This window comes from Pseudomonas sp. A6 (assembly GCF_052367875.1).
Lineage (GTDB): Bacteria > Pseudomonadota > Gammaproteobacteria > Pseudomonadales > Pseudomonadaceae > Pseudomonas > Pseudomonas citronellolis.
Map to the genome: position 1 here is coordinate 4,916,114 of NZ_CP198970.1, position 23,666 is coordinate 4,939,779.

The 23,666-nt window shown below is 63.7% G+C and carries 22 protein-coding genes; 10 read left to right on the forward strand and 12 right to left on the reverse strand.

What is annotated here, in order from left to right:
* The first annotated feature begins 135 nt into the window (after positions 1-135).
* Positions 136-378: a YdcH family protein gene (locus tag ACTWJ5_RS21395; RefSeq protein ID WP_009619027.1), complete on the forward strand. Its 243-nt coding sequence runs from the start codon at positions 136-138 to the stop codon at positions 376-378.
* Between the two features lie 670 nt (positions 379-1,048).
* Entirely contained in the window at positions 1,049-1,837 is a 789-nt protein-coding gene (locus ACTWJ5_RS21400; protein WP_444436501.1) for a DUF6216 family protein, read from the forward strand.
* Between the two features lie 368 nt (positions 1,838-2,205).
* Here the strand turns inward: ACTWJ5_RS21400 and ACTWJ5_RS21405 are convergent, their stop codons facing one another.
* Entirely contained in the window at positions 2,206-3,972 is a 1,767-nt protein-coding gene (locus ACTWJ5_RS21405; RefSeq protein ID WP_444436502.1) for an FAD-dependent monooxygenase, read from the reverse strand.
* Positions 3,973-4,471: 499 nt separating this feature from the next.
* Here ACTWJ5_RS21405 and ACTWJ5_RS21410 point away from each other — a divergent pair, with 499 nt between their 5' ends.
* Together ACTWJ5_RS21410 and ykgO are read left to right on the forward strand one after the other, a co-directional pair.
* Positions 4,472-4,735: a type B 50S ribosomal protein L31 gene (locus ACTWJ5_RS21410; RefSeq protein ID WP_009619021.1), complete on the forward strand. Its 264-nt coding sequence runs from the start codon at positions 4,472-4,474 to the stop codon at positions 4,733-4,735.
* The gene (gene ykgO / locus ACTWJ5_RS21415; RefSeq protein ID WP_009619020.1) at positions 4,735-4,884 is read left to right on the forward strand and encodes a type B 50S ribosomal protein L36; all 150 of its coding nucleotides are present in this window, start codon (positions 4,735-4,737) and stop codon (positions 4,882-4,884) included. Before ACTWJ5_RS21410 ends, ykgO begins: the two co-directional genes overlap by 1 nt.
* 127 nt (positions 4,885-5,011) lie before the next feature.
* Here ykgO and ACTWJ5_RS21420 read toward each other — a convergent pair whose 3' ends face one another.
* From ACTWJ5_RS21420 to ACTWJ5_RS21430, 3 genes are all read right to left on the reverse strand, one after another.
* Entirely contained in the window at positions 5,012-6,388 is a 1,377-nt protein-coding gene (locus tag ACTWJ5_RS21420) for an aldehyde dehydrogenase family protein (protein ID WP_444436503.1), read from the reverse strand.
* A 46-nt stretch (positions 6,389-6,434) separates the two neighbouring features.
* Complete coding sequence (locus ACTWJ5_RS21425) at positions 6,435-6,851, reverse strand: GFA family protein (protein ID WP_444436504.1); 417 nt, start codon at positions 6,849-6,851, stop codon at positions 6,435-6,437.
* A gap of 88 nt (positions 6,852-6,939) precedes the next feature.
* Positions 6,940-7,980 (reverse strand): LacI family DNA-binding transcriptional regulator, encoded by a 1,041-nt coding sequence (locus tag ACTWJ5_RS21430; protein WP_444436505.1) that lies wholly within the window; start codon positions 7,978-7,980, stop codon positions 6,940-6,942.
* Positions 7,981-8,203: 223 nt separating this feature from the next.
* Here ACTWJ5_RS21430 and ACTWJ5_RS21435 point away from each other — a divergent pair, with 223 nt between their 5' ends.
* Entirely contained in the window at positions 8,204-9,331 is a 1,128-nt protein-coding gene (locus tag ACTWJ5_RS21435; protein WP_444436506.1) for a zinc-binding dehydrogenase, read from the forward strand.
* Positions 9,332-9,398: 67 nt separating this feature from the next.
* A complete protein-coding gene (locus tag ACTWJ5_RS21440; RefSeq protein WP_444436507.1) occupies positions 9,399-10,403 on the forward strand; it encodes a zinc-dependent alcohol dehydrogenase family protein in 1,005 nt (334 codons plus the stop codon).
* A 592-nt stretch (positions 10,404-10,995) separates the two neighbouring features.
* On the opposite strand, the gene ACTWJ5_RS21445 is transcribed toward ACTWJ5_RS21440, so the two are convergent.
* Complete coding sequence (locus ACTWJ5_RS21445) at positions 10,996-11,721, reverse strand: hypothetical protein (RefSeq protein ID WP_444436508.1); 726 nt, start codon at positions 11,719-11,721, stop codon at positions 10,996-10,998.
* A gap of 286 nt (positions 11,722-12,007) precedes the next feature.
* On the opposite strand from ACTWJ5_RS21445, the gene ACTWJ5_RS21450 reads away from it, so the two are divergent.
* The 3 genes from ACTWJ5_RS21450 (at position 12,008) to ACTWJ5_RS21460 (ending at position 15,994) form a co-directional block, all read left to right on the forward strand.
* Positions 12,008-12,502 carry a sigma-70 family RNA polymerase sigma factor gene (locus ACTWJ5_RS21450; protein ID WP_116423724.1) on the forward strand — a complete coding sequence of 165 codons (495 nt, stop codon included), beginning with the start codon at positions 12,008-12,010 and terminating at the stop codon, positions 12,500-12,502.
* Complete coding sequence (locus ACTWJ5_RS21455; protein WP_444436509.1) at positions 12,499-13,452, forward strand: FecR domain-containing protein; 954 nt, start codon at positions 12,499-12,501, stop codon at positions 13,450-13,452. The genes ACTWJ5_RS21450 and ACTWJ5_RS21455 overlap by 4 nt, the downstream gene beginning before the upstream one ends.
* A gap of 73 nt (positions 13,453-13,525) precedes the next feature.
* Complete coding sequence (locus tag ACTWJ5_RS21460; RefSeq protein WP_444436510.1) at positions 13,526-15,994, forward strand: TonB-dependent siderophore receptor; 2,469 nt, start codon at positions 13,526-13,528, stop codon at positions 15,992-15,994.
* Between the two features lie 143 nt (positions 15,995-16,137).
* Here ACTWJ5_RS21460 and ACTWJ5_RS21465 read toward each other — a convergent pair whose 3' ends face one another.
* Genes ACTWJ5_RS21465 through ACTWJ5_RS21495 form a run of 7 tightly spaced genes read right to left on the reverse strand, consistent with a single transcriptional unit; the run spans position 16,138 to position 22,394 of the window.
* Positions 16,138-17,352 (reverse strand): NAD(P)/FAD-dependent oxidoreductase, encoded by a 1,215-nt coding sequence (locus ACTWJ5_RS21465; protein WP_444436511.1) that lies wholly within the window; start codon positions 17,350-17,352, stop codon positions 16,138-16,140.
* Between the two features lie 9 nt (positions 17,353-17,361).
* Entirely contained in the window at positions 17,362-18,663 is a 1,302-nt protein-coding gene (locus ACTWJ5_RS21470) for an amidase (RefSeq protein WP_444436512.1), read from the reverse strand.
* Positions 18,650-19,876 carry a DUF1116 domain-containing protein gene (locus ACTWJ5_RS21475; RefSeq protein ID WP_444436513.1) on the reverse strand — a complete coding sequence of 409 codons (1,227 nt, stop codon included), beginning with the start codon at positions 19,874-19,876 and terminating at the stop codon, positions 18,650-18,652. The genes ACTWJ5_RS21470 and ACTWJ5_RS21475 overlap by 14 nt, the downstream gene beginning before the upstream one ends.
* Positions 19,876-20,496 (reverse strand): hypothetical protein, encoded by a 621-nt coding sequence (locus ACTWJ5_RS21480; protein WP_444436514.1) that lies wholly within the window; start codon positions 20,494-20,496, stop codon positions 19,876-19,878. Before ACTWJ5_RS21480 ends, ACTWJ5_RS21475 begins: the two co-directional genes overlap by 1 nt.
* Before the next feature lie 21 nt (positions 20,497-20,517).
* On the reverse strand, positions 20,518-20,862 hold the full coding sequence (locus ACTWJ5_RS21485) for a Rieske (2Fe-2S) protein (protein ID WP_444436515.1): 345 nt from the start codon (positions 20,860-20,862) through the stop codon (positions 20,518-20,520).
* Complete coding sequence (gene gloA, locus ACTWJ5_RS21490; RefSeq protein WP_444436516.1) at positions 20,862-21,266, reverse strand: lactoylglutathione lyase; 405 nt, start codon at positions 21,264-21,266, stop codon at positions 20,862-20,864. The genes ACTWJ5_RS21485 and gloA overlap by 1 nt, the downstream gene beginning before the upstream one ends.
* A 3-nt stretch (positions 21,267-21,269) precedes the next feature.
* Entirely contained in the window at positions 21,270-22,394 is a 1,125-nt protein-coding gene (locus ACTWJ5_RS21495) for an aromatic ring-hydroxylating oxygenase subunit alpha (protein ID WP_444436517.1), read from the reverse strand.
* A 239-nt stretch (positions 22,395-22,633) separates the two neighbouring features.
* Between ACTWJ5_RS21495 and ACTWJ5_RS21500 the strand changes: the two genes are divergently transcribed.
* Positions 22,634-23,512, forward strand: coding sequence for a LysR substrate-binding domain-containing protein (locus ACTWJ5_RS21500; protein ID WP_444436518.1), 879 nt, complete (start codon positions 22,634-22,636; stop codon positions 23,510-23,512).
* Positions 23,513-23,666 lie beyond the last annotated feature (154 nt).

Here is a 23,666-nt window from a genome sequence, read left to right on the forward strand (position 1 = left end):
CAAACAGATCGGTGGCTGGTGACTATCGGCCAGGAGCGGACAAGCCCTTTCGTGTGGCGCCTTCAGTGATCTACCTCAACACCGGCCAGGTTCGAATCCCGCAAAGTGCCTTTTTCACTCCCCTGGAGAACCCTCATGTTTCCCGAGTTCCGCGAAAAGATTTCTCGCCTCAAGACCGAGGATCCGCATTTTGCAAAGCTCTTCCATAGCCACAACGAGCTCGACCAGGAGATCAAGAACATGGAAGCGGGCATCACTCCCGCAACCCACGACACCATCGAGTCGCTGAAGAAGCAGAAGCTGCAGCTCAAGGACGATCTCTACGAAATTCTGCGCAAGAAAGATGGCTGCCAATGCGGACATGGCTGCGGCGGTTGACTAGCCCTGGGGCATAGATCCCGGCCTTCGATGCAACACCGTTGAATCAGGCCAACGACCACGGGCCCCGACTACCACAACAGTTCGCCGACAATGGAACCCCAGCTACTAGCTGGGGTTTCATCATTTCAGCCCCTGCCCCTACCTGCGGCACAACGCCGTTGAATTGATCCTGCCAAGGTCCCCTGCCTCGTCTTCTTGGGGTACCAGGTCATCACGTAGTAGCCGAGCCACCGGTTGAATCCACAGCCGGAAGCAAACCTTTCATGTGTAGAAAATCGAACCCTTGAAACCACTATGACAGAGCAGCCCAGTGCGTCCTGTTGCTCGAGTTTTCGCAGGCTCCAAAACTGGGCTCGTGGCTTTCTGGCTCGTTGATTTCGACACGTTGAGCGGCAGCTTTCGGCCAGGAGCAGACGTTTAGACTAGGGAAATTAGATTTATCCCCATTCGCCCTCACTTGCCAAGACGGAATGCAAAATAAATATTCAGGCCTATCTAAACCCTAAAATCCTGACCGCTACAATAGCTTTAGTGAAAAACCAATCCACCAACTTTCACATCAGCATAATAATTTTTGATATATTATGATTTGACAAAACATCCTAATAAATTTTACTTGAGCCGCCACCATCTTACGAACCCACAAATCAGACCATAAAACACCCCTATGACTCCCAGCGATTTCTTCTCTACCGCCAGCAAAGCAAAAGAGCTTCTTACCGGCCTAACACCTGCCATAATCATGGCCTTTATTTTCTTCTACGTTCGAGCTAGAGCGGGGTCATCCGACTTCCTCCACGACAGATTATGGCGAATACTCGGTGGAAAGAAGTCCTTCCACAACCAGGAGTTCGCAAACGAACTAGAAAAAGTAAGTGACCATGAGAAATTTAACTACAAAACCGGAATCCGCTTCCCCAGCCACAAGAAAGCTGAGGAAACGCTTTCCTGGTTGAGAAAGAATAGCATTGGACTTGAAGAGCTAATAAAGATAAGAACCTATTTCGACCAGAAAGAAATATCTATTCGCCGTCCAAGCCTAAAGAGCCACAATTTTTTCTGGAAGTTCGCAATGGCAATATTCATCTTCACCAGTGCAATCTTCCTAGCATCCTGGACCCCTGCCGCACTATTAACAATCAAGAAAACCGAAACAATGGTCTGGGCATCAGAAGACAGCATTAGATCTTTCAACATATTCCAATGGAAAATAACGCCAGAACTATGCCATCAAAAAGAAGCGCCAATAAACGAGCACGACTATGATATAGCCTGCCAAATACTAGAAGACGCAAATAGACAGGAATTTCTTAACAAATCAATTGCCACCCAACGCCTTACCGGATTTTTATTTTGGGCCTTGGGCTGGCTGATAATTTTCGGTGCCACGCGAGAGTACGTCATAGCCAAAACAGCCAACAGAATATATGAAAAACTAAAAGACCAAGATTCCTGACACTCCAAATAAATAGGGCAGATTTATTAAAGTAATCTAATTTCCCTCCCAAGACGGGTTTGGAAAATATGCCCCTTTGTACCGCGCTCAAAGGAGCGCCATCGTGGTTACACCAAAAGCAAATGCAAGCCAACGGGGACAGATCTATTTACCCTACTCTAAACCTCCGCTTCTGGCTGCTTGTCTCCTTCAGCGACGGGCAGCAATGGGTCGTAAGCAGCCCCTCGCCAAAAGCAGCTATCGGTCACAAACAGTCTGGGAGATAGAGAGATTTACTTTTCTACCCTCGAATAAAAACCGAACAACTCATCAGCTAACCACCGCGGCCCTTCCCTGGGCCGCTATCCCGCAGGACGAGGAAAGCCCCTTCACCCCCGCGCCAACACCGCCCTGACCGCCCCTAGCAACACTGCCTCAGCATCAGCCGCCGCACCCTGCGAACGCCAAGCCACATGCTGATCCGGCCGCACCAGCAGGCATCCATCCTCGTCGATCTCTCGCAGCCGCGCCCAGTCGCCATAGCTGTCTTCGTAATCGAGACCGAGGCCGATACGGCGCACCACCAGGTCGATACCCAGTTCGCGACTCATGGTCTCGGCAGCCCGGCACCAGGCATCGCCGCCGTGGCCGGTGAGCAGGGTCAGGCGGCCCTGGCCGCAGAGGTCGAGGGTGGAGAGCTTGCGCCCGGCGGTGTCGTGCAGCCAGGCGTGCGGCAGGTGGGCGCCGGGCCAGGTGGTGGGGTGGTAGTAGAGTTCGCGGTCGCGGGTGTAGGCCGGCTCTTCGCTGCCGTCGGCGAGTACCGCGCCGCTGCCATAGCGCTGCCCCAGTTCCACGCCGTGGCAGCTGAACTGGTAGTGCTGCAGCTGGATGGCCTTTTCCAGGGCGGCGCGGCGTTCGCGGCCCAGCGGACTGTCGGCGCTCAGTTCGTGCAGGCTGTTCCAGCCCTCGGCCTCGCTCTGGCCCGGCTTGAAGCCCAGGGCGTTGGAAATCGGCAGCATGTTGCGCACGCTTTCCATAGCCCGGTCCACCACCTGGCGGCCGACGGGCTGGCGCTCGGCGGAGTAGCTGTCCAGCAGCCCGGGGCCGGCCTGGCCCTTGAGCACCAGGGCCAGTTTCCAGGCCAGGTTGTAGGCGTCCTGCACCGAGGTGTTGGTGCCCAGGCCATTGGCCGGCGGGTGGCGGTGCACGGCGTCGCCGCAGCAGAACACCCGGCCCTCGGCATAGCGCTGGGCGACCACGTGGTTGATCTGCCACTTGCTGGCGGCCAGGATCTCCACCGGGATGTCGGCATCGCCGATCACCCGCCGCGCCCGCTCGATCACCGCGGCCTCGCTGAGGTCCGGCTCGCCCTGGGCGGGGTCGTACATGAACAGCATCACCCATTCGTTCCACGGGCGGACGCAGATGAAGGTGCCGCTGCCGACCCAGTAGTCGTTGCCCGGCTGGACCATCCAGTAGAGCACGCCCGGACGGCTCTCGCAGTAGCGGCGCAGGTCGGCGCGCAGCCAGACGTTCACCGCGCAGCCCAGGCCCATCTCGCCTTCCAGGGGGATGCCGAGCAGTTCCATCACCCGGCTGCGGGCGCCGTCGGCGCCGATCATGTACTGGGCGCGCACGGTGATTTCGCGCCCGGTGCCGCGGTCGAGGATGCGCGCGGTGACGCCCTCCCCGTCCTGGGTGAAGTCCAGCAGCTCGTTGTTGAAGCGCATCTCGCTGCCCGCGCGCAGGGCTTCGTTGGCGAGGATCGGCTCCATCAGGTGCTGGGGGATGTTGCACATGGCCGAGGGGCTGGCCAGTTCGTAGTCGGACTTGCGCTCGATGGCGTTGCCCCAGGTGAGCAGGCGGCCCAGTTCCTGGCCGCTGAAGCTGGTGGCCCAGACGTTGTTGGCCATCAGCTCGTGGGGGCTGGCGGCGGCCACCACCTGCGCCTCGACGCCCGCGTCGCGGAAGACCTCCATGGTGCGCTGGTTGGTGATGTGCGCACGTGGGCTGTTGGCGGTCCAGCGGTACTTGTTGACCAGCAGGTTGCGGATGCCATAGCGCGACAGCAGCAGCGAAGCCGTCAGGCCGGAGGGGCCGCCACCGACGATCAGGACGGGGACTTCGATGACGTGGGAGGTGTTTTGCGGGTTCATGAGCGTGACTCCGTACTCTTGTTCTTGAAATCGGAAAGGTGCCCGCCAGGACGGGCGCACAGGCCTGGGCCCAATTCACGGATCGCGGACAAGCCGAACCCGTGCCGCCTGCCTTGGCTGCCGGCAAATACGAAGGGAATGCGGACCGGGAACGACGCGTGCCGGTCCCGGTGTCGAAGCTGAAACGGCCTGGGGGCGGGCCCTCCAGCGCTCTCGACGTAGCCGACGGCAATCACGTTAGTTCCGCAACGATGCTGCCGGTAGTCACACCAAATGGCTCTCATCGTTCCATTTCGTGAACGCTGGACGGCGGCAAGCACGGGTGCTTTCAAACGCACCCGCGCGTTGATCGTTGGAGACGTATGCAACAAGGGCAGGCATGTCCGTGCCGCAGCCACCTCTCCTCTCTGAAAGGCCCGACCTTGAGCCGCCGGACATGCGGTATTGCGAATCCTTCTCGACTAAATGTAATATTATTACATTACATACAGGAGGCACCATGAAACCAGGCATCCACCCCGAGTACCGCCCCGTGCTGTTCCACGACACGGCCGCCGACGTGTTCTACCTGATCCGCTCCACCGCGCAGACGGACAAGACCCACACCTACGTCGACGGCAACACCTACCCCTACATGACCCTGGACGTATCCAGCGCCTCGCACCCGGTCTATACCGGCGAGCAGCGCAAGACCAAGGCCGAAGGCCGCGTGGCCGGCTTCAACAAGCGCTTTGCCGGGTTCGTCGGCAACAAGGGGGCGTGATGAAAGTCCTCGCCTCGCTGAAGAAGGCCAAGCTGCGCCACCGCGATTGCCAGGTGGTGAAACGGCGCGGCCGGCTGTACGTGATCTGCAAGTCCAACCCGCGCTTCAAGTGCGTGCAGGGCCGGCCGAAGCCGAAGGTCCGGCGTTGAGTTTCTTCTAGCCAGCGCCCGCTGCAATGGCGGGGCTGGCCGTGCCCGCGCGCTGGCTGTTGCCCAGACCGCCGGCGCGGGCAACGCATGGCCTTCCCCTGGCCGGACTCCATGCGCCCCTTCGCCGTCAGGCGATTTCCGTCACCCGTATGAGCTTGAGGTTGAGGAACTCGCCGATGCCGATCTCGGACAGCTCGCGCCCGAAGCCGGAGTTCTTGACGCCGCCGAAGGGGGTTTCCGGCGCATCCATGAAGCAGGTGTTGATGTACACCATGCCGGAGTCGATCCGCGCCGCGACCTCCTGCGCATGCCGGGTGTCCGCGTCGAAGACGTAGCCGCTCAGGCCGAAGCGGGTGGCGTTCGCCAATTCGATGGCCTCCTCCTCGCTCTCGACGACATGGAATGACAGGACGGGCCCGAACACTTCCTGGCCGAACAACGGATTCTCACGCGTGATATTCGTGAGGATCGTCGGCTCCAGGAAGAAGCCCGGGCGCTCGACCCGCTTGCCGCCAAAGACGACCTCCGCTCCCGCGGCCTTCGCAGAAGCGATCTGCCGCAGCAGCGTGTCCAGCGCGCGCTCACTGACCACCGGTCCGATGTCGGTCGCCGCGTCGCCAGGATCGCCGACGCGGATCGATGCGAACCGCGACTTCAGGGCCGCCAGCATCTGCTCACCCCGCTCCCTGCCGACCACGATGACGCGCTTGATGTTGACGCAGCCCTGGCCGGAGTTGAAGGTCCGCCCCATCGCCACCTGCTCGACCGCGTGATCGAGCGGCGCGCCGGGGAGAATCAGCGCAGGATCGCTGCTGCCCAGTTCGAGTATCACCTTCTTGAGATTGCGCCCGGCGCGCTCGCCGACGGAAACCCCGGCCCCCTCGCTGCCGGTCAATGCCACGCCGCGCACGCGGAAGTCGTCGATCAGCCCGGCGACCTGCTCCACGCTGCAGAACAGGTTGGTGTACGCGCCCTTGGGCGCGCCGGCCTCCTCGAACAGCCGCGCGAAGGCGAGCGCGCACTGCGGCACGTTGGGTGCGTGCTTCATCAGCACCACGTTGCCCGCGACCAGTTGCGGGCCGGCGACGCGGGCGAGTTGGTAGTAGGGGAAGTTCCAGGGTTCGATGGCGAGGATGGCGCCGATGGGCTCGGACACCAGGGTGGCGCCGGGCACGTCGGGCAGCGCCTTCGGCGCCAGGAAGCGCTCGCCGTGCCTGGCGTAGTAGTCGAGGATGTCGGCGGCGAGGTCGACCTCCATGTAGCCGAAGCGCGTCACCTTGCCCATCTCCTGGGTGAGATAGCGCTGATACTCGTCGCGCTTCTCCCGCAGTATCTGCGCCGCGCGGCCGACGATGCGGGCCCGCTCGGCGACCGAGCGCCTGCGCCAGTCGTCGTGGAAGCAGCGGTCCGCCGTATCCAGCGCCGCGAAGGCCGCCTCGTTGGAAATGAACGGGTATTCCGGCCCCGCTTCGCCGGTGGCCGGGTTGATCGCCTGAAAGCTCATGGTCTGCTCCTTGGGTTCGATTCTGGAAAAATCCGCCGCCACGCCGCTAGCGGGCCGGGGGCGGGGCCTGTTCGTATCGGGCCGCACCGGCCACCGGGGTTAACCAGCCGAGCGCATGGTCGGTATAGATCTCGGCCTGTGGCCGCACCGCGGCCGGGTCATCGAGAGCGCCGGCCTTCACGATCGCCACGCCGGGCAGGTTCTCGGCCCGGGTCATGACCGGGGAGCCGCAGTTCGGGCAGAAGTGCCGATAGGACGGCAGGCCGCTGTCGCCGTGATCGACGAAGAAGCGCGTCTCGCCGCTCACTTCGACATCGCCCTCGCGCATCAGCAGGTTGACTGAAAAGGCGCTGCCGCTCTGCTTCCGGCAATGCGTGCAGTGGCAGATCACCACCGCCTGTGGCTCGGCCTTGAGCACGAAGCGCACGGCTCCGCACAAACAGCCGCCTGCTTGATCGCGCATGTGGGCACCCTCCTTTCAGCAAAATGATCGAAAACGTTTTCGAAACTTATGCATGCAGAAGCGCAGTGTCAAGAGACAGCCTGTCGGTTCAGCGCTGGCGAACGCTATCCAGCGGCAAGCCGTGGGAAGACCGCAGGATCAGTTCCGGCGCCCAGACCTCCTGCAACTCCTCGGCGCGGCGGCCCTCCATGGAAGCGAGCAGCAGCTCGACCATCCGCTGCCCTGCGTCAAGCGTCGGGGCCGAGAAGGTGGTCAGGGGCGGATTCAGGTAGGGGCCCAGCGGATGGTTGTCGCAACCGATGACCGCCACGTCGACGCCGGGGCGCCGGCCGGTCTCGACGATCGCCTGCAGCGCCCCGCTGGCGATGAGGTCGTGGCCGCACATGATCGCCGTGGGCGGCTGCGCCATCGCCAGGAGCTGCCGGGCGCCGTTCAAGCCGCCCTCCTCGTCGAAGGCGGTCTCGATCACCAGGTCCGGATCGAACGGCACGCCCGCCGCAGCCAGCGCCGCCCGGTAACCCTCTTGCAGGTAGTGGCTCATCATGAGGAAGCCCGGCGTGCTCAGCAGCCCGATCCGCCGGTGCCCCAGGCCGATGAAGCGGGCGGTGCCGTTGCGGCCGGCCACCGTCCTGTCGATGTCCACGAAGGGGAACGGGTTGTCGGTCTCGCTCCTGCCGAGCGTGACGAACGGCACGTTGCGCTCCTGCAGGTAGCGGATGCGCGCGTCGTCCCGCCGCGTGCGGCCGAACATCACCGCATCCACCCGCTGCTGCTCCACCAGGCGGCGGAAGCTGTCCAGCTCGGTCTCCACCGTGCGCGCCGTGACGATCACCAACTGCAGCGCAGTCTTCTCCAGCCCCCTGTCGATCCCCGTCAGCAGGTCGAGAAAGAAAGGATGGGCGAAGTGGCTTTGCGGCGGCGACAGGACGAAGCCGATGGTCTCGGAAGACTGCCGGCGCAACCGCCTGCCGGCGGGGTCCGGCGAAAAGCCGCACTGCTCCGCGGCTTCGCGCACCCGCTGACGGGTAGCGTCGCTCACGTCGGCCCGGCCATTGAGCGCCTTGGAGACCGTGGAAACCGACAACCCCAGCTGCCGCGCGAGCTCCACGATATTGATCCGCTGCTTCATCTCTCCCCCATTACCGCCGACGTTCGCTTGAGTATGCCTGAATTGCCCGGTGCATTTCGAAAACGTTTTCTGTAGAGTCATATTCTTCTGTAGAGTCACGCTCTACGGATCGAGCACCTGCCGCGGTCGGGATTGTATCTCCTGCCGAGACAGGCTGTTCCCATCCCCCGCCGCGCACCGAAGCGGCACGCACGAAAGCACAACCGGCAGGCAGGAGGTGAACATGACCTGGGCAGGACGTGAAATGCGCTCCACGATCGACAGCAATGGCAGGCTCGTCCTGTCGCTTGAACCCGTGGAACTGGGAGAGCCCGGCGACGATGAGCTGATAGTCCGCGTCGAAGCCACGCCGATCAATCCGAGCGACATGGGCCTGCTGCTGGGCCCGGCGGACCTTTCCAGCATCGAGGCCTCAGAGGATAGCCACGGGCCCAGGCTGGCGCTCGGCGTGCCGCCGGAACGCCTGGCCTCGGTCGCGGGCCGGCTGGGGCAGTCGCTGCCCATAGGCAACGAAGGCGCCGGCATGGTCGTGGCCGCCGGAAAGAACGCGGCAGCGCTCGTGGGCAAGCGCGTCGGCATGTTCGGCGGTGCGATGTACGCCGACTACCGCAGGATCGCCATGGCGAACGTGATCCCCCTACCCGAAGGCGCCAGCGCAGCCGAGGGCGCATCGATGTTCATCAACCCGCTCACCGCGCTCGGTTTCGTCGAGACCGCGCGCCGCGAGGGGCACAAGGCGATCGTCCACAGCCCCGCGGCCTCCAGCCTCGGCCAGATGCTGCAGAGAATCTGCCTCGCCGACGGCATCCCCCTGGTCAACATCGTGCGCTCCGAGGAGCAGGCCACCCTCCTGCGCAACCTCGGTGCATCCCACGTACTGAACAGCAGGGACGACGACTTCGCCACCCGCCTGACCGACGCGGTCGAGCAGACCGGCGCCAGCATCGCGTTCGACGCGATCGGCGGCGGAAAGCTCGGCAGCGACATCCTGCTGGCGATGGAGCGTGCCGCCGTGCGCAGGATGACCACCTACAACCGCTACGGCTCGGACGTCTTCAAGCAACTCTATATCTACGGCAGCCTCGACAACGGGCCGACCGTACTCGACCGCGCCATGCTGGGCTACGAATGGAGCCTGTCGGCCTGGCTGCTCTTCCCCTTCCTCCGCAAGGCCGAGCCCGCGCTGGTGAAGCGTCTCCACCAGCGCGTGGCGAACGAGCTGACCACCACCTTCGCCAACCACTACACGCGGACCATCGGTCTGGCCGAGGTACTGCAACCCGACGTGTTGCGCGCCATCGAACGCAAGGCGACCGGCGAGAAGTTCCTGATCGACCCGAGCCTGGGCTGATCCCGCGCAATCGCCCCGCCAGAAAAAGCCCAACCACCGAGCATGGAGAATCGAAATGCCGAACCTGGTGAAAATCGTACGTTTCCACGAGACGGGAGATGCGCAGGTACTGCGCATCGACGAACTGCCGCTGCCCGAGCCAGGGCCCGGCGAGGTCCGCCTGCGGGTCAAGGCCATCGGTCTCAACCGGGCCGAGGTCATGTTCCGCGAGGGCCAGTACTTCCTCGCCCCCGACCTGCCGTCGAAGATCGGCTATGAGGCCTCGGGCATAGTCGAGGCCGTCGGCCCGGGCGTCGACGCCGGCCTGGTCGGCCAGGTGCGTTCGACCGTGCCGGCGTTCCCCCTGAACCGGTACGGCGTGTATGGCGAGGTGGCGATCGTCCCCGCCGCTGCGCTCGCCGCCTATCCCGAGCGCCTGTCCTTCGAGGAAGGCACGAGCATCTGGATGCAGTACATCACCGCCTACGGCGCCATCGTGCACAACGGGCGCATCGCCAGGGGTGACTACGTCGTCCTGACCGCGGCCACCAGTTCGGTCGGCATCGCCGCGATCCAGATCGTCAAGGCCGAAGGCGGCATCGCCATCGCCACCACCCGCACCGCGGACAAGCGCGACGAACTGCTCGCCGCGGGGGCCGACCACGTGATCGTGACCAACGAGGAAAGCGACGTCGCCGGGCGGATCATGGCGATCACCCACGGCGTGGGCGCGAAAATCATCTTCGACGCCGTCGCCGGGGCCGGGCTCCTCGAACTCGCCAAGGCCACGGCCAGGGACGCGCTCATCATGGTCTACGGCACGCTGGCTCCCGAGCCGACGCCGTTCCCGGTCTTCGAGGCCTGGGCCCAGGGCGCTCAGGGCAAACCCTTCAGGATGATGGGCTACACGATGTTCGCGATAACCGGCGACGCCGAAACGCTGCGGCAGGCCGAGCGCTATGTGTACGAAAAGCTCGACAGCGGGCAGTTGAAGCCACGCATCGACCGCACCTTCCCCCTCGCCGACATCGTCCAGGCGCATCGCTACATGGAACAGGGCCAGCAGGTCGGCAAGATCGTGGTCACGGTGTAGGCCCTTGCGGCCGGGGCGAGCCGCCAACAGGGCAACAGGAACAGCACGCCGCGCAACGTCATCGCTACCTTGCGGGAAGCTCCACCGGATCCTCCCACCTTGCCCCCGGATGCCCGCGGTTTGCGGGCATTCGTTTTTCCGTCATCGAGAGAACGGGACGCTGCGACATCACACGCCCGTCGCTGTCGCTACTTCCAGGCGGCAGACAGGCGATCACGGCGACGGCCTCGTCGCAGATCGCCTCGCTGATGTGCCCTTGGGCCAGATAGCCGTATTTCATGCAGGCGAAGGCGATCTTCGTGGAGCGGCCCCTCGCCAGGCAGGCATACGGGTTGCCAGCGGGGCGATGAGTGTCAGGACTCAGAACGAAAGCCGGCATGGCCAGGCCCTAACGTCTGCCTTGGATCAGATGCTGACCACGCCCGGCAGCATCCGCCCCAGGGCAACGAACTGCTGAAGAAGCGCTGGTACTCGCCAAACCCCATCTCGCACAGAAGCACGCGGACAGAAAAGATAAAAAACTCACCCCTTCGGCCATGCACTTTAGGTGGGCATTTATCGATCACGATCAACTGGACTATACAGGCGACACTCAACAACCCCGCTTGATGGGACGCTTTCGGGTAGTGCTACGCGAACAGCGTGCAACAGTCGATAGACCATGACTCCCAACCACGTCCGCAATGCGCCAGACAGGCTCGGGATCGACTGCAATCAAGTAGCGGTCCGCCGCAATGAATTGCTGATCGCGCGGGTTGCCCAGGCAACCACTTCGCTTCAGTGATGAGAGCCATTCGGCGAACACCTGAATACGCTCTACATCATCGATATAGGCACAACCCTGCCGCCCGTGAATGAGCCACGGAAAACGGTCGGCGAAGCCCTGAATCTCAGGCATGGGATTGGCGGCGCCGAAGTACCAGAAGTGATCGTCACCTTCCGCCAGATACACCGGACACCCTTGATCATTCCGAAAGGATTCCACGTCATTGTGCTCAGCAGATGGCACGCGTAACCATCTGCCATTCTCGCGAAAGTACAGGTTGTCGCCAGAGCGCTGCTCGAGGCTGCCGTCGGGATCCGGACGCTTTTCGGGAAACGCCTTAAAGTACTCGTCCATGCTGAGCACCTTGGTCAATTGCATGGCATATACCAGCCGACGCCCTGTCGATTTGCTCGAATGACCGACAACCCAGTCCCCCGGCAACAGCTTTGCTTTCCGATGATTGGGCGTACAAAGTGCCAGTGAACAGACGCCGAAGAACGGGTTCGGAGCCAGGCCGGAGTCATGCGTCATCACATACTTGAGTAGCCTCATGCATTCGCTCCATCCATTTCGTCACCCAAACCTCGATCTCGGGTAGGTTACGCCACCGCAGATACTCCCTGCCTCTGGCCGCCGAGCGGAGTCTTCTACCAGTCCCAACCGACAGAGAACGGCCAGATGCGGACTTTCGATGCAGCGCCGGGCACTCGTCCGGGCGACCAGACCGCCGTCTATCAGGCCCCATAACGCCGAGCCGACACCCCATTGAAGTGAGAATGACTATCAATTATCGTTCGCGCTTCCTGGGTAGGGGGAAGCGGGCTTGAGCAAGGATCAGATGGGGCTGCTGTACATGGAGCACAACAGCTGGCTGAAGGGTTGGCTGTACCGTCGTCTGGGCTGCACCAGCCAGGCGGCCGACCTGGCCCAGGACACCTTCCTGCGCCTGCTCCAGGCCCAGCGCAAGACCGGCGAAGCCCTCGACCTGCAACGCCCGCGCGCCTACCTGGCCACAGTCGGGCGGCGCCTGGTGTACGACCACTTCCGCCGCCACTCCCTGGAACAGGCCTACCTCGACGTGCTCGCCCGCGTGCCCGAGGCCTTCGCCCTGTCCGCCGAGGACCTCTGGCTGATGCGCGAAACCCTGCAGCAGCTCGACGCCCTCCTCGACCGCTTCAAACCCATGGTGCGCAGCGTCTTCCTGCTGTCCCAGCTCGACGGCCTCACCTACGCCCAGATCGCCCAGCAGCTGGGGATCAGCGAACGCACCGTGAAGCGCCACATGGTCAGCGCCTTCGAGGCCTGCATCCTGTTCGAGGGCGACCTGGGATGAGCGGCGACAACGGCGCGCCGATCCGCCCCGAAGTGGCCCGCCAGGCGGCGCACTGGTTGATGCGCCTGCACGAAGGCGCGGCGGACAACGGCCAGCAGCAGGCCTGCAGCCGCTGGCGCGCGGCCGACCCGGAACACGAGCGGGCCTGGCAGCGTGTGCAACGGGTTCAGGAACGCCTCGGCCTGCTGCCGCGCGACCTGGCCATGGGCACGCTCAACCGCGAACGGCGCCAGGCGATGAAAAAACTGCTGGTGCTGGCCGCGCTGCTGCCGGCCGGCTACCTCGGCTACCGCCAGGCCCCCTGGACGCGCTGGACCGCGGACTACCAGACGGCCGTGGGCGAACGCCAGCACCTGCGCCTGGCCGACGGCAGCCTGCTGGACCTGAATACCGATACCGCCGTGGACCTCGACTTCAGCGCCGAGCAACGTCTGATCCACCTGCTGCGCGGGGAAATCCTCGTCGAGAGCGGCGCGGACAGCCAAAGCCCGGTGTATCGGCCCTTGCGCGTCGCCACCGAACAAGGCCTGCTGCAGGCGCTGGGCACGCGCTTCAGCGTCCGCCAGCTCGACGGCCTGACGCAACTGCAGGTGCTGCAGGGCAAGGTGCTGGTCATGCCCCGGCAAGGCGACGGGCAGGTCGTCGAGGCGGGCAGCCAGGTGCTGTTCAGCGAGCAGGTCGTGGAAAAGCCGCGCCCCGCCCAGGCAGACAGCCTGCTGTGGACCCAGGGCCAACTGGTGGCCGACGACATGCCGCTGGGCGACTTCCTCCGCGAACTGGGGCGCTACCGCAACGGCTGGCTGCGCTGCGACAGCGAGGCGGCGCGCCTGCGCATCAGCGGCGGCTTCCAGCTGGACAACACCGACGCGATCCTCGCCGCCCTGCCCGCCACACTGCCGGTGGAGGTCAGCTACCGCACGCGTTACTGGATCAGCATCAGCAAGCGCTGAAAAATGTTGGCCTCTTTTTTCCCGCCATCAGTCCTTTGATGTGGAACTGCCACACACCAAGGACAACCCATTCATGACCTACCGCATCACCCCCGCCTCCGCAACGCGGCGCGCCGCCCCCGGCCAGCGCCTGGCCCAGCCCCGCCGCCTGCTCGCGCTCAGCGCGCTGGCCATGGCCCTGCAGTCGGCGATGCCGCCGGCCCAGGCCGCGCCGGAGGCCGCCGGGCACACCTACAGCATCCAGGCCGGCAGCCTCGGCCAGGCGCTGACCCGCTTCGCCGCCCAGGCGCAGATCACCGTGCAATTCTCCCCGGACCTGACCCAGGGCCTGAACTCCAGCGGGCTGCGCGGCCACTACAGCGTAGAGGAAGGTCTCGCCGCCCTGCTGCGCGGCACTGGTCTGCAAGCGGTGTTCCGCGGCGACGGCGTCTACGGCCTGGTGCGCAACCCCAATGCGGCGCTGGCGCTGGACGACACCCTGGTGGTCGGCCGCCTAGGCAGCACGACAGAGGGCACCGGCTCCTACGCCACCAGCGCCATCACCATCGGCAAAGGCGAGCAATCGCTGCTCGAAACCCCGCAGTCGGTCACCGTGATCACCCGCCAGCGCCTGGATGATCAGAACATGAACAACCTGCAGGACGCGATGCGCCAGGTGACCGGCGCCACCATCAAGACCTACAACACCGGCTCCAGCCTCAACGACGTGTACATGCGCGGCTTCCTGGTGGACCAGGTGCAGGTCGACGGGGTGTCGCAGGTCACCGGCCAGGGCGACATGGCCACCAGCTTCGACCTGGCCATGTACGACCGCGTGGAAGTGCTGCGCGGCCCGGGCGGCCTGTATGCCGGCTCCGGAGAACCGGCCGGCACCATCAACCTGGTGCGCAAGCGTGCGCTGGGGACCTTCGGCCTGAGCGGAGAGGTTTCCGCCGGCTCCTGGGATCGCTACCGCAGCATGGTCGACGTCACCGGCCCGCTGAACGCCGAAGGCACCGTGCGTGGCCGCTCGGTCATGGCCTACGAGCACAACAAGTCGTTCGTCGACTACGTGCAGAACGAGCGCCCCATGTTCTACGGCCGCCTGGAAATGGACCTGGCGCCCAGCACCACCCTGTCGCTCGGCGGCGCCTACCAGAAAAACAACTCCACGCCCGCATTCGGTCTGCCGGCCTATGCCGACGGCACCCTGCTCGACGTGTCGCGCTCCACCTATGTCGATGCGAAGTGGAACCGGATGAAGGAGGAAACCTGGGAGACCTTCTCCGAACTCGACCACGCCCTGGACAACGGCGGACAATGGAAAACCTCGCTGACCTACCGTGACGCCCGCCTGCCCCAGCGGGAGTTCAGCTGGACCACCTGGGTGATCGACCCGGACACCCAGACCGCGGACGCAGCGCGCTACTCGTACTACGAGCGCATCAAGACGCTCGGCCTGGACAGTTTCGTCACCGCGCCATTCAACCTTGCCGGCCGCACCCACGAATTCACCCTCGGCGGCGAATACCAGCACCTGGACAAGGCCTTCACCTACGGCTCGGTGGACCTTGACGGCGATGGCTACGCCGACGAGCTGCCGATCGGTATTAATGGGGCCAATGACCTGCCCCGCCTGGACATGCCGCACACCAACTTCAACTACACCAAGAGCCACCAGTACGGCATCTACGGCCGCGCCAAGCTCAGCGTGACCGACAAGCTGGATGTGATCCTGGGCTCCCGCGTGACCTGGTATGACGCCGACGCGAAGAACGCCAATACCTTCTTCGACAACTTCGGTGCGCCCTCCACCCGCATCAGCGCCAGGACCATCCCCTACGGCGCGGTGATCTACAAACTGACCCCGGAGCTGTCGGCCTACGCCAGCTACACCAGCGTGTTCAAGCCGCAGAGCGAGACCGATGCCAGCGGCCAGAAGATGATCGGGCCGCACGAAGGCAAGCAGTACGAGGTGGGCCTGAAACAGGAGCTGCTCGACGGCCGCCTCAATGCCTCGATCGCCCTGTTCCGCATCTACGACGAGAACCGCGCCCAGTGGAGCGGCAGCCCGGTGAACGCCTACGAGGCCCAGGGCAAGGTCCGCAGCCAGGGCTGGGAAACCGAGCTGACCGGCAACCTGACCGACAACTGGAGCATCGTCACCGGCTATGCCTTCACCATGACGCGCCTGCTGGAGGACGACCCGAACAACGGCCTGAACTCGGGCGACACCTACAGCACCATCACGCCGAAGCACAACTTCAACCTGTGGTCCAAGTACGAATTCCTCGACGGTGCGCTGAAGGGCCTGCATGTCGCCGGCGGCACCCGCGTGGTCAGCGAGACGCTCTATACCCGCAGCGACACCGACTTCGTGCAGCCCGGCTATGCGGTATCCACCGCCCAGCTCGGCTACAGGTTCAACCCGCACCTGAGCTCGACGCTGACCGTCAACAATCTCTTCGACCGCAAGTACTACGAGCGGGTGGACAGCGCCTGGGGCTCGAACTTCTATGGTGAGCCACGCAACGTGGTCCTGACCCTGCGTGGGACCTATTGATCTGGATCCGCTCCCACGCTGTGCGTGGGAACGGAACCTGGGTGGCCATTGAGAATGGCTGGTCTGGAGGCCGCCGTTATTGTCCGATTGAAAATGGCGCCCCTGTCGAAGACAGAAGGCGCCATGCCCAGGAAGTCACCGGGTTACAGCAGGCTACGCAAGTTGATGGCACTGTCGGCCAAGGCGACCGCATCAAGGGGTTTCCCGGAAGTCGCCAGGCGTTTGAAGGCTGCCATGTCACGCCCCTGGTTCACAGTCGCAACCGCAAGCAGATACCCCTCGGCATCCAGTTCGACGACGCTGAACGCCCCCTCTTCCGCCTTGCCACGCAGCAACACCGGCCCGGTGCCGCTGAAGAAACCGAGGGTCTGCAGGTTGCACTGATACTGGTCAGACCAGAGCCAGGGCATCTGCGCGTAACTTTCCTCATTGCCGAGCATGTTCGCAGCGGCCACCTGAGGCTGGTGCTCGGCCACCTGCCAGGACTCCACCCGCACATGGCGGCCCAGAAGAGGGTTGAAGTGACAGGTCACGTCGCCGGCGGCAAAGATGTGCGGATCGCAGGTCCTGCATCGCTCATCGACCACGATGCCGTTTTCCACCAGCAGGCCGATCTCCGTCGCCAGTTCGACATTCGGCAGGGCACCGATCCCTACCAGAACCTCATCGGCCTCATAAGTGCCATGATTGGATTCGATGAGCAGGCCATTGGCACCTCGTGTGATCTTGCTCGGGAGCGTATCCAGGCACACGTCGACACCAGCCTGGCGATGCAACTGCAGCAAGTAATCGCCGATGACCTTGGGCATCACTCGCTGCAGCAGGGACGGCGCCGGCTCCAGAACGGCAACCTCGCAGCCGAGCTTGCGCGCAGTAGCAGCCACTTCCAGACCGATGAATCCACCGCCGAGAATGGCCAGGCGTTTACCTGCCACCAGCCGATCACGCAACTGGCGAGCCTGCTCCAGGGTGCGCAGGTAAAGCAGTTCCACGCCCTCCCCAACCTGCCCGGGATAGGGGCGCGCGCGTGATCCGGTCGCCAGCAGCAACTTCTCGTACGTGATCCGTTCCCCACTGGCCAGTTCGATCTGCCTGGCGGCACGATCGACCTTCGCTACCCGGCTGCCGAGGCGCAGCTCGATCCGCTGGCTCTCATAGAAGCCCCTTTCCTGGATGAAGGCCTTGGCCTCGTCTTCGACGTTGAACAGGGCCTCCTTGGAAAGAATGGGACGGTCGTAGGGAGGCTCCGTCTCCTCTCCAACGAGGCAGATGCGCGCCGCTGGGGCCAGGGAACGAAGCGACTCGGCAGCACGACGACCAGCCTGGCCCGCACCGACGATCAGATAATCCGCATGCATGGCGTACTCCTAGAGAAGCGAAAACCTGGGACGATCGGAAAGCACGCTTTCCACCCATTGCGCTGCACGCAGCAGGCGATCATCGCCAAACCGCGAACCCACCAGCTGGATACCGATAGGCAGCCCGTTCCGGCCAGTCAGGGCTGGCAGCGAGAGAGTCGGCACGCCCAGCAACATCCACAGGCGGCTGAACAGCGGATCCCCCGTGCCGTCGCTGGCCAGCGGGGCGGTGCCAGGCGCACTCGGCGCCAACAGCACGTCCCACTCTTCGAAGATCGATGCGCTCGCGATCACGCCCTGTTCGGCACAGGACCGCGCTTCACCGTATTCCTCGGTGGAGATCCCCTGGCCGTAGTCGATAAGGGCAAGCAGCGGCTCGCTGAGCTGTTCCCGGTAGCCGTCGTACTCCGGAGCGAGGCTGCGGGCCGCTTCGTAGGCCATCACCTTGCGCTGCAGGTCGGCGAATGCCGTGAAACTGGGCGGCAATCGAGCATCGCCGACACGGGCCCCGCACTCGCCTAGCGACAACAGTAATTGTTCGAGTCCGTGACGTGTTTCGGGAGAGGCCTGCAGCCAGTCCGGCGTGCGGCACAGGCCGATGGAGGGAATCCAGCGCTCGCTGCTGCTGAAAGGGAAAATGCTATCGGCCGTGAGCACGGAGCGCAGCAAGCGCGCATCGTCGACAGAGCGCGTAAGGACACCCAGCGTATCCAGCGAGTGAGAGAGCCCCTTGACCCCGGTGGTGGGGAAATCGCCATAGGTGGGCTTGTAACCCACGACACCGCAGTACGACGCCGGGCGGATCAGCGAACCGGCCGTCTGCGACCCCAGCGCCGCCGGCACCATCTGACTGGCGACCGCGGCGGCCGAGCCGCTGGAAGAACCGCCCGGCGTGTATTCCAGGTTGTGCGGGTTGCGGGTCTTGCCGGCCTTGAAATAGGCGAATTCCGTGGTGACGGTCTTACCCATCACCAGCGCACCGGCGCGCTTGAGCAACGCCACGGACGCGGCATCCATGCCGGGGAGACGTCCGGCGTAGATCGAAGAGCCGCTGCAGGTCGGCATGTCACAGGTATCGATGATGTCCTTGATGGCAACGGGAACGCCGTGCAGTGGGCCACGCACGGGTTCGTTGTCCAGCCGCCGGGCCTCGCGCAGAACCTGTTCCGGGTCGATGTGGACCCAGGCACCTACCTGGGCCTCCCGCGCCGTAACGACGGCCAGGCAATCCGTTGCCAGCTCCACCGCGCTCAACGCCCTGGTCGCGATGGCCTCCGCCGCCTCGACCACCCCCAGCTCATGCGGACGCATCAGTGGCCTCCAGAGCCTCGAGAGCGGCTTGGAAGGGTTTCAGCGGACTGAAGAAGAAGCCGCCGTCGAGACGGCCGCACAGCCCTTGCTTGTCCAGTACGCCCAGACTGATGACCGGCCCCAGCTCCAGGCGACAGACTTGCCGGGCATCCAGCCCGGTACGGTACGCCTGCGACTTGGGCAGCCGCGGGTGGGGACACTGGAGCAGCTTGCCCGGGAAGGCCCGGCCATGTTCGGAACAGGTGTTCGCCAGGCGCTGCGCGGTAAGTGGGGCGAGGTCACGGGCCATCGCCCCGCTGCCGAACGCATCGACGATGGCGCTATCGCCAATCGCCCCCAGGGCGCGCTGGCGGGTCTGCTCATCCGCCCCTGGAAGCAGCGGCGCATCGGCGGCGGTCACGAACCAACGCCCAGGCATGGCAGAAACCTGGATACCGAACTGCCTACCGTTGCCGCCGATGGCGGTCACCACACTGCTACCCGGAACCTCTTCCGCGGCGAGGAAGCAGCACTTCACCGCCGCCATCCACAAGTTCAGGAAGAAGGCTGCGGATTGTTCGAGGAAGCGCCTGGCCTCATCGTCCAGGCCGTCGGAGCCGGCACGCTGCAGGAGCGCCTGGGCGATCAGCTGGCTGGCGTGCTGTGTCCGGCCGTGGCAATCATCGCCCGCCGCGAAGGCCGCATCGGCCACCGGCAGCAGGTCGATCGGGCTTCGCGCGACGACGGCCTGGAGCTGCGGCGCCAGATGCTGGTTGATCCAGCGCAGACGCTGCAGGACGTTCTCGCCATATTGCCCCACACGCATGACGGGTCCGTCGCCGCCATTGAGGGTGCTGAAGCCTTGGCGAGACGGGCAGCCTTCATCCTCGATCACCAGCAATTGCATGCTCGGAGAAAGCACATCGGCCAAGGGAACGGCACAAGCATGATCCTGAGCAGCATGCAACGCCACCTCGGCGGACATCAGCAATTCCTCGGCGCCCTGCCGGTCGGTGGCCCACCCTTCGAACAGGATGGCCATCAGCATCGAATTCTTCTGCGGCGGTGAGATCAGGCTGCGATCGGTGATCGGTGGGCCGGCGTGGAGCAGGTAGCGCCCCTGCAGACCGACGGCATCCTTGGCTGTAGCAATGGCGGTCCAGCGCGGACGACAGCCAAGCATGGCATCGACCGCCAGCGAATCCGCCAGGTGACGGCGCAGAGCGAGATTCATCACTGGCTCCCCTCTTCCACCCAGGTCTCTGCGAAGGCGAGGAACGCAGAGTTGAGCTTGCCATCGAGGAAGTCGCGCTCCACCACCACGCCGTCGAGCCGTTCACCGTTGAGCCGGATCTCGCCCTTTTCCGCGCCCTGGAACAGGCTGTACATCCGGTGCTCGCCGGTTGCGGAAATGCCCGGCCCCACGTCCGCGGCGAGGGGGCGCTGCAGCCCCTTCCAGGCCAGCGACAGGCTCACATCGCCGGCCGCAATGGTTTCCACCCATTGGCTCGGGTCCTTGTCGTCGGTGCTGCCGCCGGTTGCCTGCAGCAGCGTGACATGGGGCAGCGCCTCGCGACCGCGGAAGGCACCGAACTTCGGGACGAAACGGGCCAGCAGGTAATCCATCAGCTCCAGGTTGTCGCCGATGCACAGGTTCCTCGCGGCGGGATACCCGGCCGCGGCAGCAGGGTCCCCCAGCAGGAGGATGCCGCGACCGCGACCATAGGCGGACGCGATCACACGGAAATAGAGGGCCAGAACCTGCCAGTCGCCCTGGGGATCGGAAGCTTTCTTCAGGTAGATACCGGGATTCTCCCCCGACCAACTGACGACACCTTTCTGGATGATGGGCATACGTAGACTCCTGATTTCTTGTTATGCGATTTGCAAGGTGTTTTCGAACAGGCCGATCAACACCACCTCGTTTTCGACCCTGACCGGATAGCGACGGGCGCAGGACTTGGCAGGCGCGCAGAGGACCTCGCCGGTTGCGATTTCGAACCTTGCCTGGTGCAGGGGGCACTCCACTTCGCCGTTCTCGATCCAGCCCTCGGCCAGCGAGGCATCGCCATGGGGGCAACGGTCCGCCAGCGCATGAAAGCAACCATCGAGGTTGAAGACGGCGATCGCCTGATCGCCGATCTGAACTCGCTTGGCTTGCTCGTCGCCGACCTCGTCGACACGACAGGCAACAGCCCAATCCTCTTCGCGCACGGACATCAGATGCCCTCCACCACAGACTGCAGCAGCTCGACCCGATAGCCATCCGGGTCGAGGACGAAAGCGATTTCCCGGGTACCGCCCGACATCGGACCGGGCTCACGCACCACCGGCACGCCGGCGGCGCGCAAGCGCTCCACGAAATCACGCAGAGAACCCACACCGAATGCCAGATGCCCCCAGGCCGTACCCTGTTCGTAGGGCTCGGTTCGATCCCAGTTATGCGTCAGCTCCAGGACTGTTCCACGCGCCTCCTCTTCGAAACCGATGAAGGTGTTGGTGAAACGGCCGTCGGGGTAATCCGTGCTGCGCAGCAGGCGCATCCCCAGCTGGCCGACGTAGAAGTCCAGCGAACGCTGCAGGTCCATGACCCGCAGCATCGTGTGCATCAGGCGTACCTGCATGGATCAGTCCTTCAGCGCTTGCAGAACGAGGTTCTGGAACTGATTGGCACTGTCTTCCCAGTGCGGCGACATCACGCCGCCGTCCTTCATGACCGGGGAACGACGCCCTTCCTGCAGCAGCTCGGCAATCTCGTGATCCTCCTTGTGCACGCTGTACCAGAGGCTGCAGAGGTTCTCCTTGTCGGCGTCGGTGTAGTGCTGCTCACCCACGCTGTAGAGCACGCGGAACTGGCGGGTGCGGTCGGCGGAAACCGGGATGTTCAGGTGCACGCCCGCCTGGTCCGGCAGGTAGATGCCCAGCACGAAGTTGGGGAACAGCGTCAGGTAGCGGGCACTCATGTCCAGGGCGCTGGACTTCGCGGTGGTTTCCTTCTCCGCTTCCAGGTCGATGGCCGAACCCAGGCAACGCCCGTCGATGATGGTGTAGTGGTCCTTGAGCGGCTGGCCCGACGCGGTCTGGTCATGCACGATCGGCACGTGGTAGGGCTCGATGAAGTTCTCCATCAGGAACTTCCAGTTGCACTTCACCTCGCCCAGGTCGATCTTGCCGATCGGCTTGAGCAGCTTCACGTCGAGGATCTTGATCTGCTCGGCGAAGGAGCGGGAGTAGTCTTCGAACGCCTCGGCATCGCCGGACAGGTTGACGAAGATCCAGTCGTTCCACTCCACGTGGCGCACGCGCTTGAGACCATGGTCGGCGCGGGAGAAGCCGGGTACGTCCTGCTTGCGGAAGCCACCGAAATGCGGGGCGGCTTCAAGCTCGCCATCCAGCGAATAGGACCAGGCGTGGTAGGGGCAACTGATCGAGCCCTGGACATTGCAGCGATCGGTTACGAGCTTCAACCCGCGGTGGCGGCAGATGTTGTGGAAGACGCCTATCTCGCCCTCGTCGTTGGAGACGATGAGCAGCGGCTGGCCGGCGACCTCGATCGGCGCGCAAGTACCGGGCTCGACGAACTCATGGACAAAACCGACGAAGACCCAGCTCTTCGCGAATACCTTGTCCTGCTCGGTGCGATAGAACTCTTCGCTGGTATAGGCAGCCTGGGAAAGGCCCGGAAGAACATTACCGGGTTCATCGGTGCACGACTGTTCGCGAATACGGATGACTTCTTCAACGACTGACATATTTTTATTCCTTCCTGGTCAGGCTGATGGTGAGTTTGATTGACTCGACCTGCATCCTAAAAACGCATTACCAGGGGAACAAACGATAAGAATTCAACAGCGAATGAGAAAAAATAAAAGCGCTCGTCAAATCCAGTTCATGGTCTCGTCACGATTGACGCAACAAATCTTTTGCTCAACACTCGAAAAGCGCTCAGTGCGTACGTCGATATAGCCTCGCTGCATACAGAACAAGAATCATGACCAATCGACTTCCCCCGCTGAATACCCTGAAGACCTTCGAAGTCGCGGCGCGACACCTCAGCTTCACGCAAGCCTCCCTGGAGCTGAACGTCACGCCATCCGCGATCAGCCATCAGATCAAGCTGCTCGAGGAGAACCTCGGGGTTCGACTGTTCCGAAGGGAGAACAACCGTCTGCTGCTCACGGATGCGGGCAGCTACCTGCTACCGGAGTGCAGCCGCTCCTTCGCCCACCTGCTGGAGGTCACCCAGAAGGTCCGCGACCTGGGCAATGGCCGCCCGCTGACCATCGCCTTGCGCCCCTACTTCGCCCAGAAATGGCTGATGCCGCGGGTGCCTTCGTTCTGGCAGCAACACCCCGAGATCGAGCTGAGCCTGCACCACACCATCCAGTTCTCGCCGACCAGCCTCGACGCCTGCGACATCGCCATTGCCTGGGCCAGCGGGCACTTCCCGGGCCTCGAATCGCATTTGCTGGTGAATGGCGACCTCACCCCCGTCTGCAGCCCCGCCACCTTGAAAACCCTGGGAAGCCCACCGACCGCGGCCGCGCTTGCCGGGCAAGTGCTGCTGGACGAAGAGGCCCCCGACAACTGGGATCGATGGCTCGAACTGGCCGGGCAACCGCGCCTGAAACCGTTCAAGCGCGTGAGCATCGACGACACCAACGTCAGGCTCCACGCAGCGATCGATGGCCAGGGCTTCATCCTGACGTGCCTGTCGCTGCTGGAGCGGGAGCTGAGCGAAGGCACGCTGGTGGCACCGTTCCCCACGGCGCTACCGCACTACTCCTACTACCTCCTGTATCGCCCCGACGTCCTGAGCAACCCGCAGGCACGTATCTTCATCGATTGGCTCAAGGCCCAGGCCGCCTGAGCGGCCTGGGAGCTCGGCGACAGCCCCTGTAAAAGCAGAATTGCAGCCGCTTGCACAGCGGCTGTCGCCCGATGAATAGGCTTCATCCAGGCCAATGAAAAATTCTCACAGGTGGCCAAGTATTTATACTTCGCGGGCCTGGTGTGAATTGGAT

What these genes read in the sequence shown, in the direction of transcription:
- ACTWJ5_RS21470 (WP_444436512.1), bottom strand. Translation starts at nt 18,663, where the DNA reads ATGCGTCCGCATGAGCTGGGGGTGGTCGAGGCGGCGGAGGCCATCGCG.
- ACTWJ5_RS21475 (WP_444436513.1), bottom strand. Translation starts at nt 19,876, where the DNA reads ATGAATCTCGCTCTGCGCCGTCACCTGGCGGATTCGCTGGCGGTCGAT.
- gloA (WP_444436516.1), bottom strand. Translation starts at nt 21,266, where the DNA reads ATGCAGGTACGCCTGATGCACACGATGCTGCGGGTCATGGACCTGCAG.
- ykgO (WP_009619020.1), top strand. Translation starts at nt 4,735, where the DNA reads ATGAAAGTCCTCGCCTCGCTGAAGAAGGCCAAGCTGCGCCACCGCGAT.
- ACTWJ5_RS21400 (WP_444436501.1), top strand. Translation starts at nt 1,049, where the DNA reads ATGACTCCCAGCGATTTCTTCTCTACCGCCAGCAAAGCAAAAGAGCTT.
- ACTWJ5_RS21445 (WP_444436508.1), bottom strand. Translation starts at nt 11,721, where the DNA reads ATGAGGCTACTCAAGTATGTGATGACGCATGACTCCGGCCTGGCTCCG.
- ACTWJ5_RS21435 (WP_444436506.1), top strand. Translation starts at nt 8,204, where the DNA reads ATGACCTGGGCAGGACGTGAAATGCGCTCCACGATCGACAGCAATGGC.
- ACTWJ5_RS21450 (WP_116423724.1), top strand. Translation starts at nt 12,008, where the DNA reads ATGGGGCTGCTGTACATGGAGCACAACAGCTGGCTGAAGGGTTGGCTG.
- ACTWJ5_RS21495 (WP_444436517.1), bottom strand. Translation starts at nt 22,394, where the DNA reads ATGTCAGTCGTTGAAGAAGTCATCCGTATTCGCGAACAGTCGTGCACC.
- ACTWJ5_RS21480 (WP_444436514.1), bottom strand. Translation starts at nt 20,496, where the DNA reads ATGCCCATCATCCAGAAAGGTGTCGTCAGTTGGTCGGGGGAGAATCCC.
- ACTWJ5_RS21485 (WP_444436515.1), bottom strand. Translation starts at nt 20,862, where the DNA reads ATGTCCGTGCGCGAAGAGGATTGGGCTGTTGCCTGTCGTGTCGACGAG.
- ACTWJ5_RS21430 (WP_444436505.1), bottom strand. Translation starts at nt 7,980, where the DNA reads ATGAAGCAGCGGATCAATATCGTGGAGCTCGCGCGGCAGCTGGGGTTG.
- ACTWJ5_RS21500 (WP_444436518.1), top strand. Translation starts at nt 22,634, where the DNA reads ATGACCAATCGACTTCCCCCGCTGAATACCCTGAAGACCTTCGAAGTC.
- ACTWJ5_RS21425 (WP_444436504.1), bottom strand. Translation starts at nt 6,851, where the DNA reads ATGCGCGATCAAGCAGGCGGCTGTTTGTGCGGAGCCGTGCGCTTCGTG.
- ACTWJ5_RS21395 (WP_009619027.1), top strand. Translation starts at nt 136, where the DNA reads ATGTTTCCCGAGTTCCGCGAAAAGATTTCTCGCCTCAAGACCGAGGAT.
- ACTWJ5_RS21405 (WP_444436502.1), bottom strand. Translation starts at nt 3,972, where the DNA reads ATGAACCCGCAAAACACCTCCCACGTCATCGAAGTCCCCGTCCTGATC.
- ACTWJ5_RS21460 (WP_444436510.1), top strand. Translation starts at nt 13,526, where the DNA reads ATGACCTACCGCATCACCCCCGCCTCCGCAACGCGGCGCGCCGCCCCC.
- ACTWJ5_RS21465 (WP_444436511.1), bottom strand. Translation starts at nt 17,352, where the DNA reads ATGCATGCGGATTATCTGATCGTCGGTGCGGGCCAGGCTGGTCGTCGT.
- ACTWJ5_RS21410 (WP_009619021.1), top strand. Translation starts at nt 4,472, where the DNA reads ATGAAACCAGGCATCCACCCCGAGTACCGCCCCGTGCTGTTCCACGAC.
- ACTWJ5_RS21455 (WP_444436509.1), top strand. Translation starts at nt 12,499, where the DNA reads ATGAGCGGCGACAACGGCGCGCCGATCCGCCCCGAAGTGGCCCGCCAG.
- ACTWJ5_RS21420 (WP_444436503.1), bottom strand. Translation starts at nt 6,388, where the DNA reads ATGAGCTTTCAGGCGATCAACCCGGCCACCGGCGAAGCGGGGCCGGAA.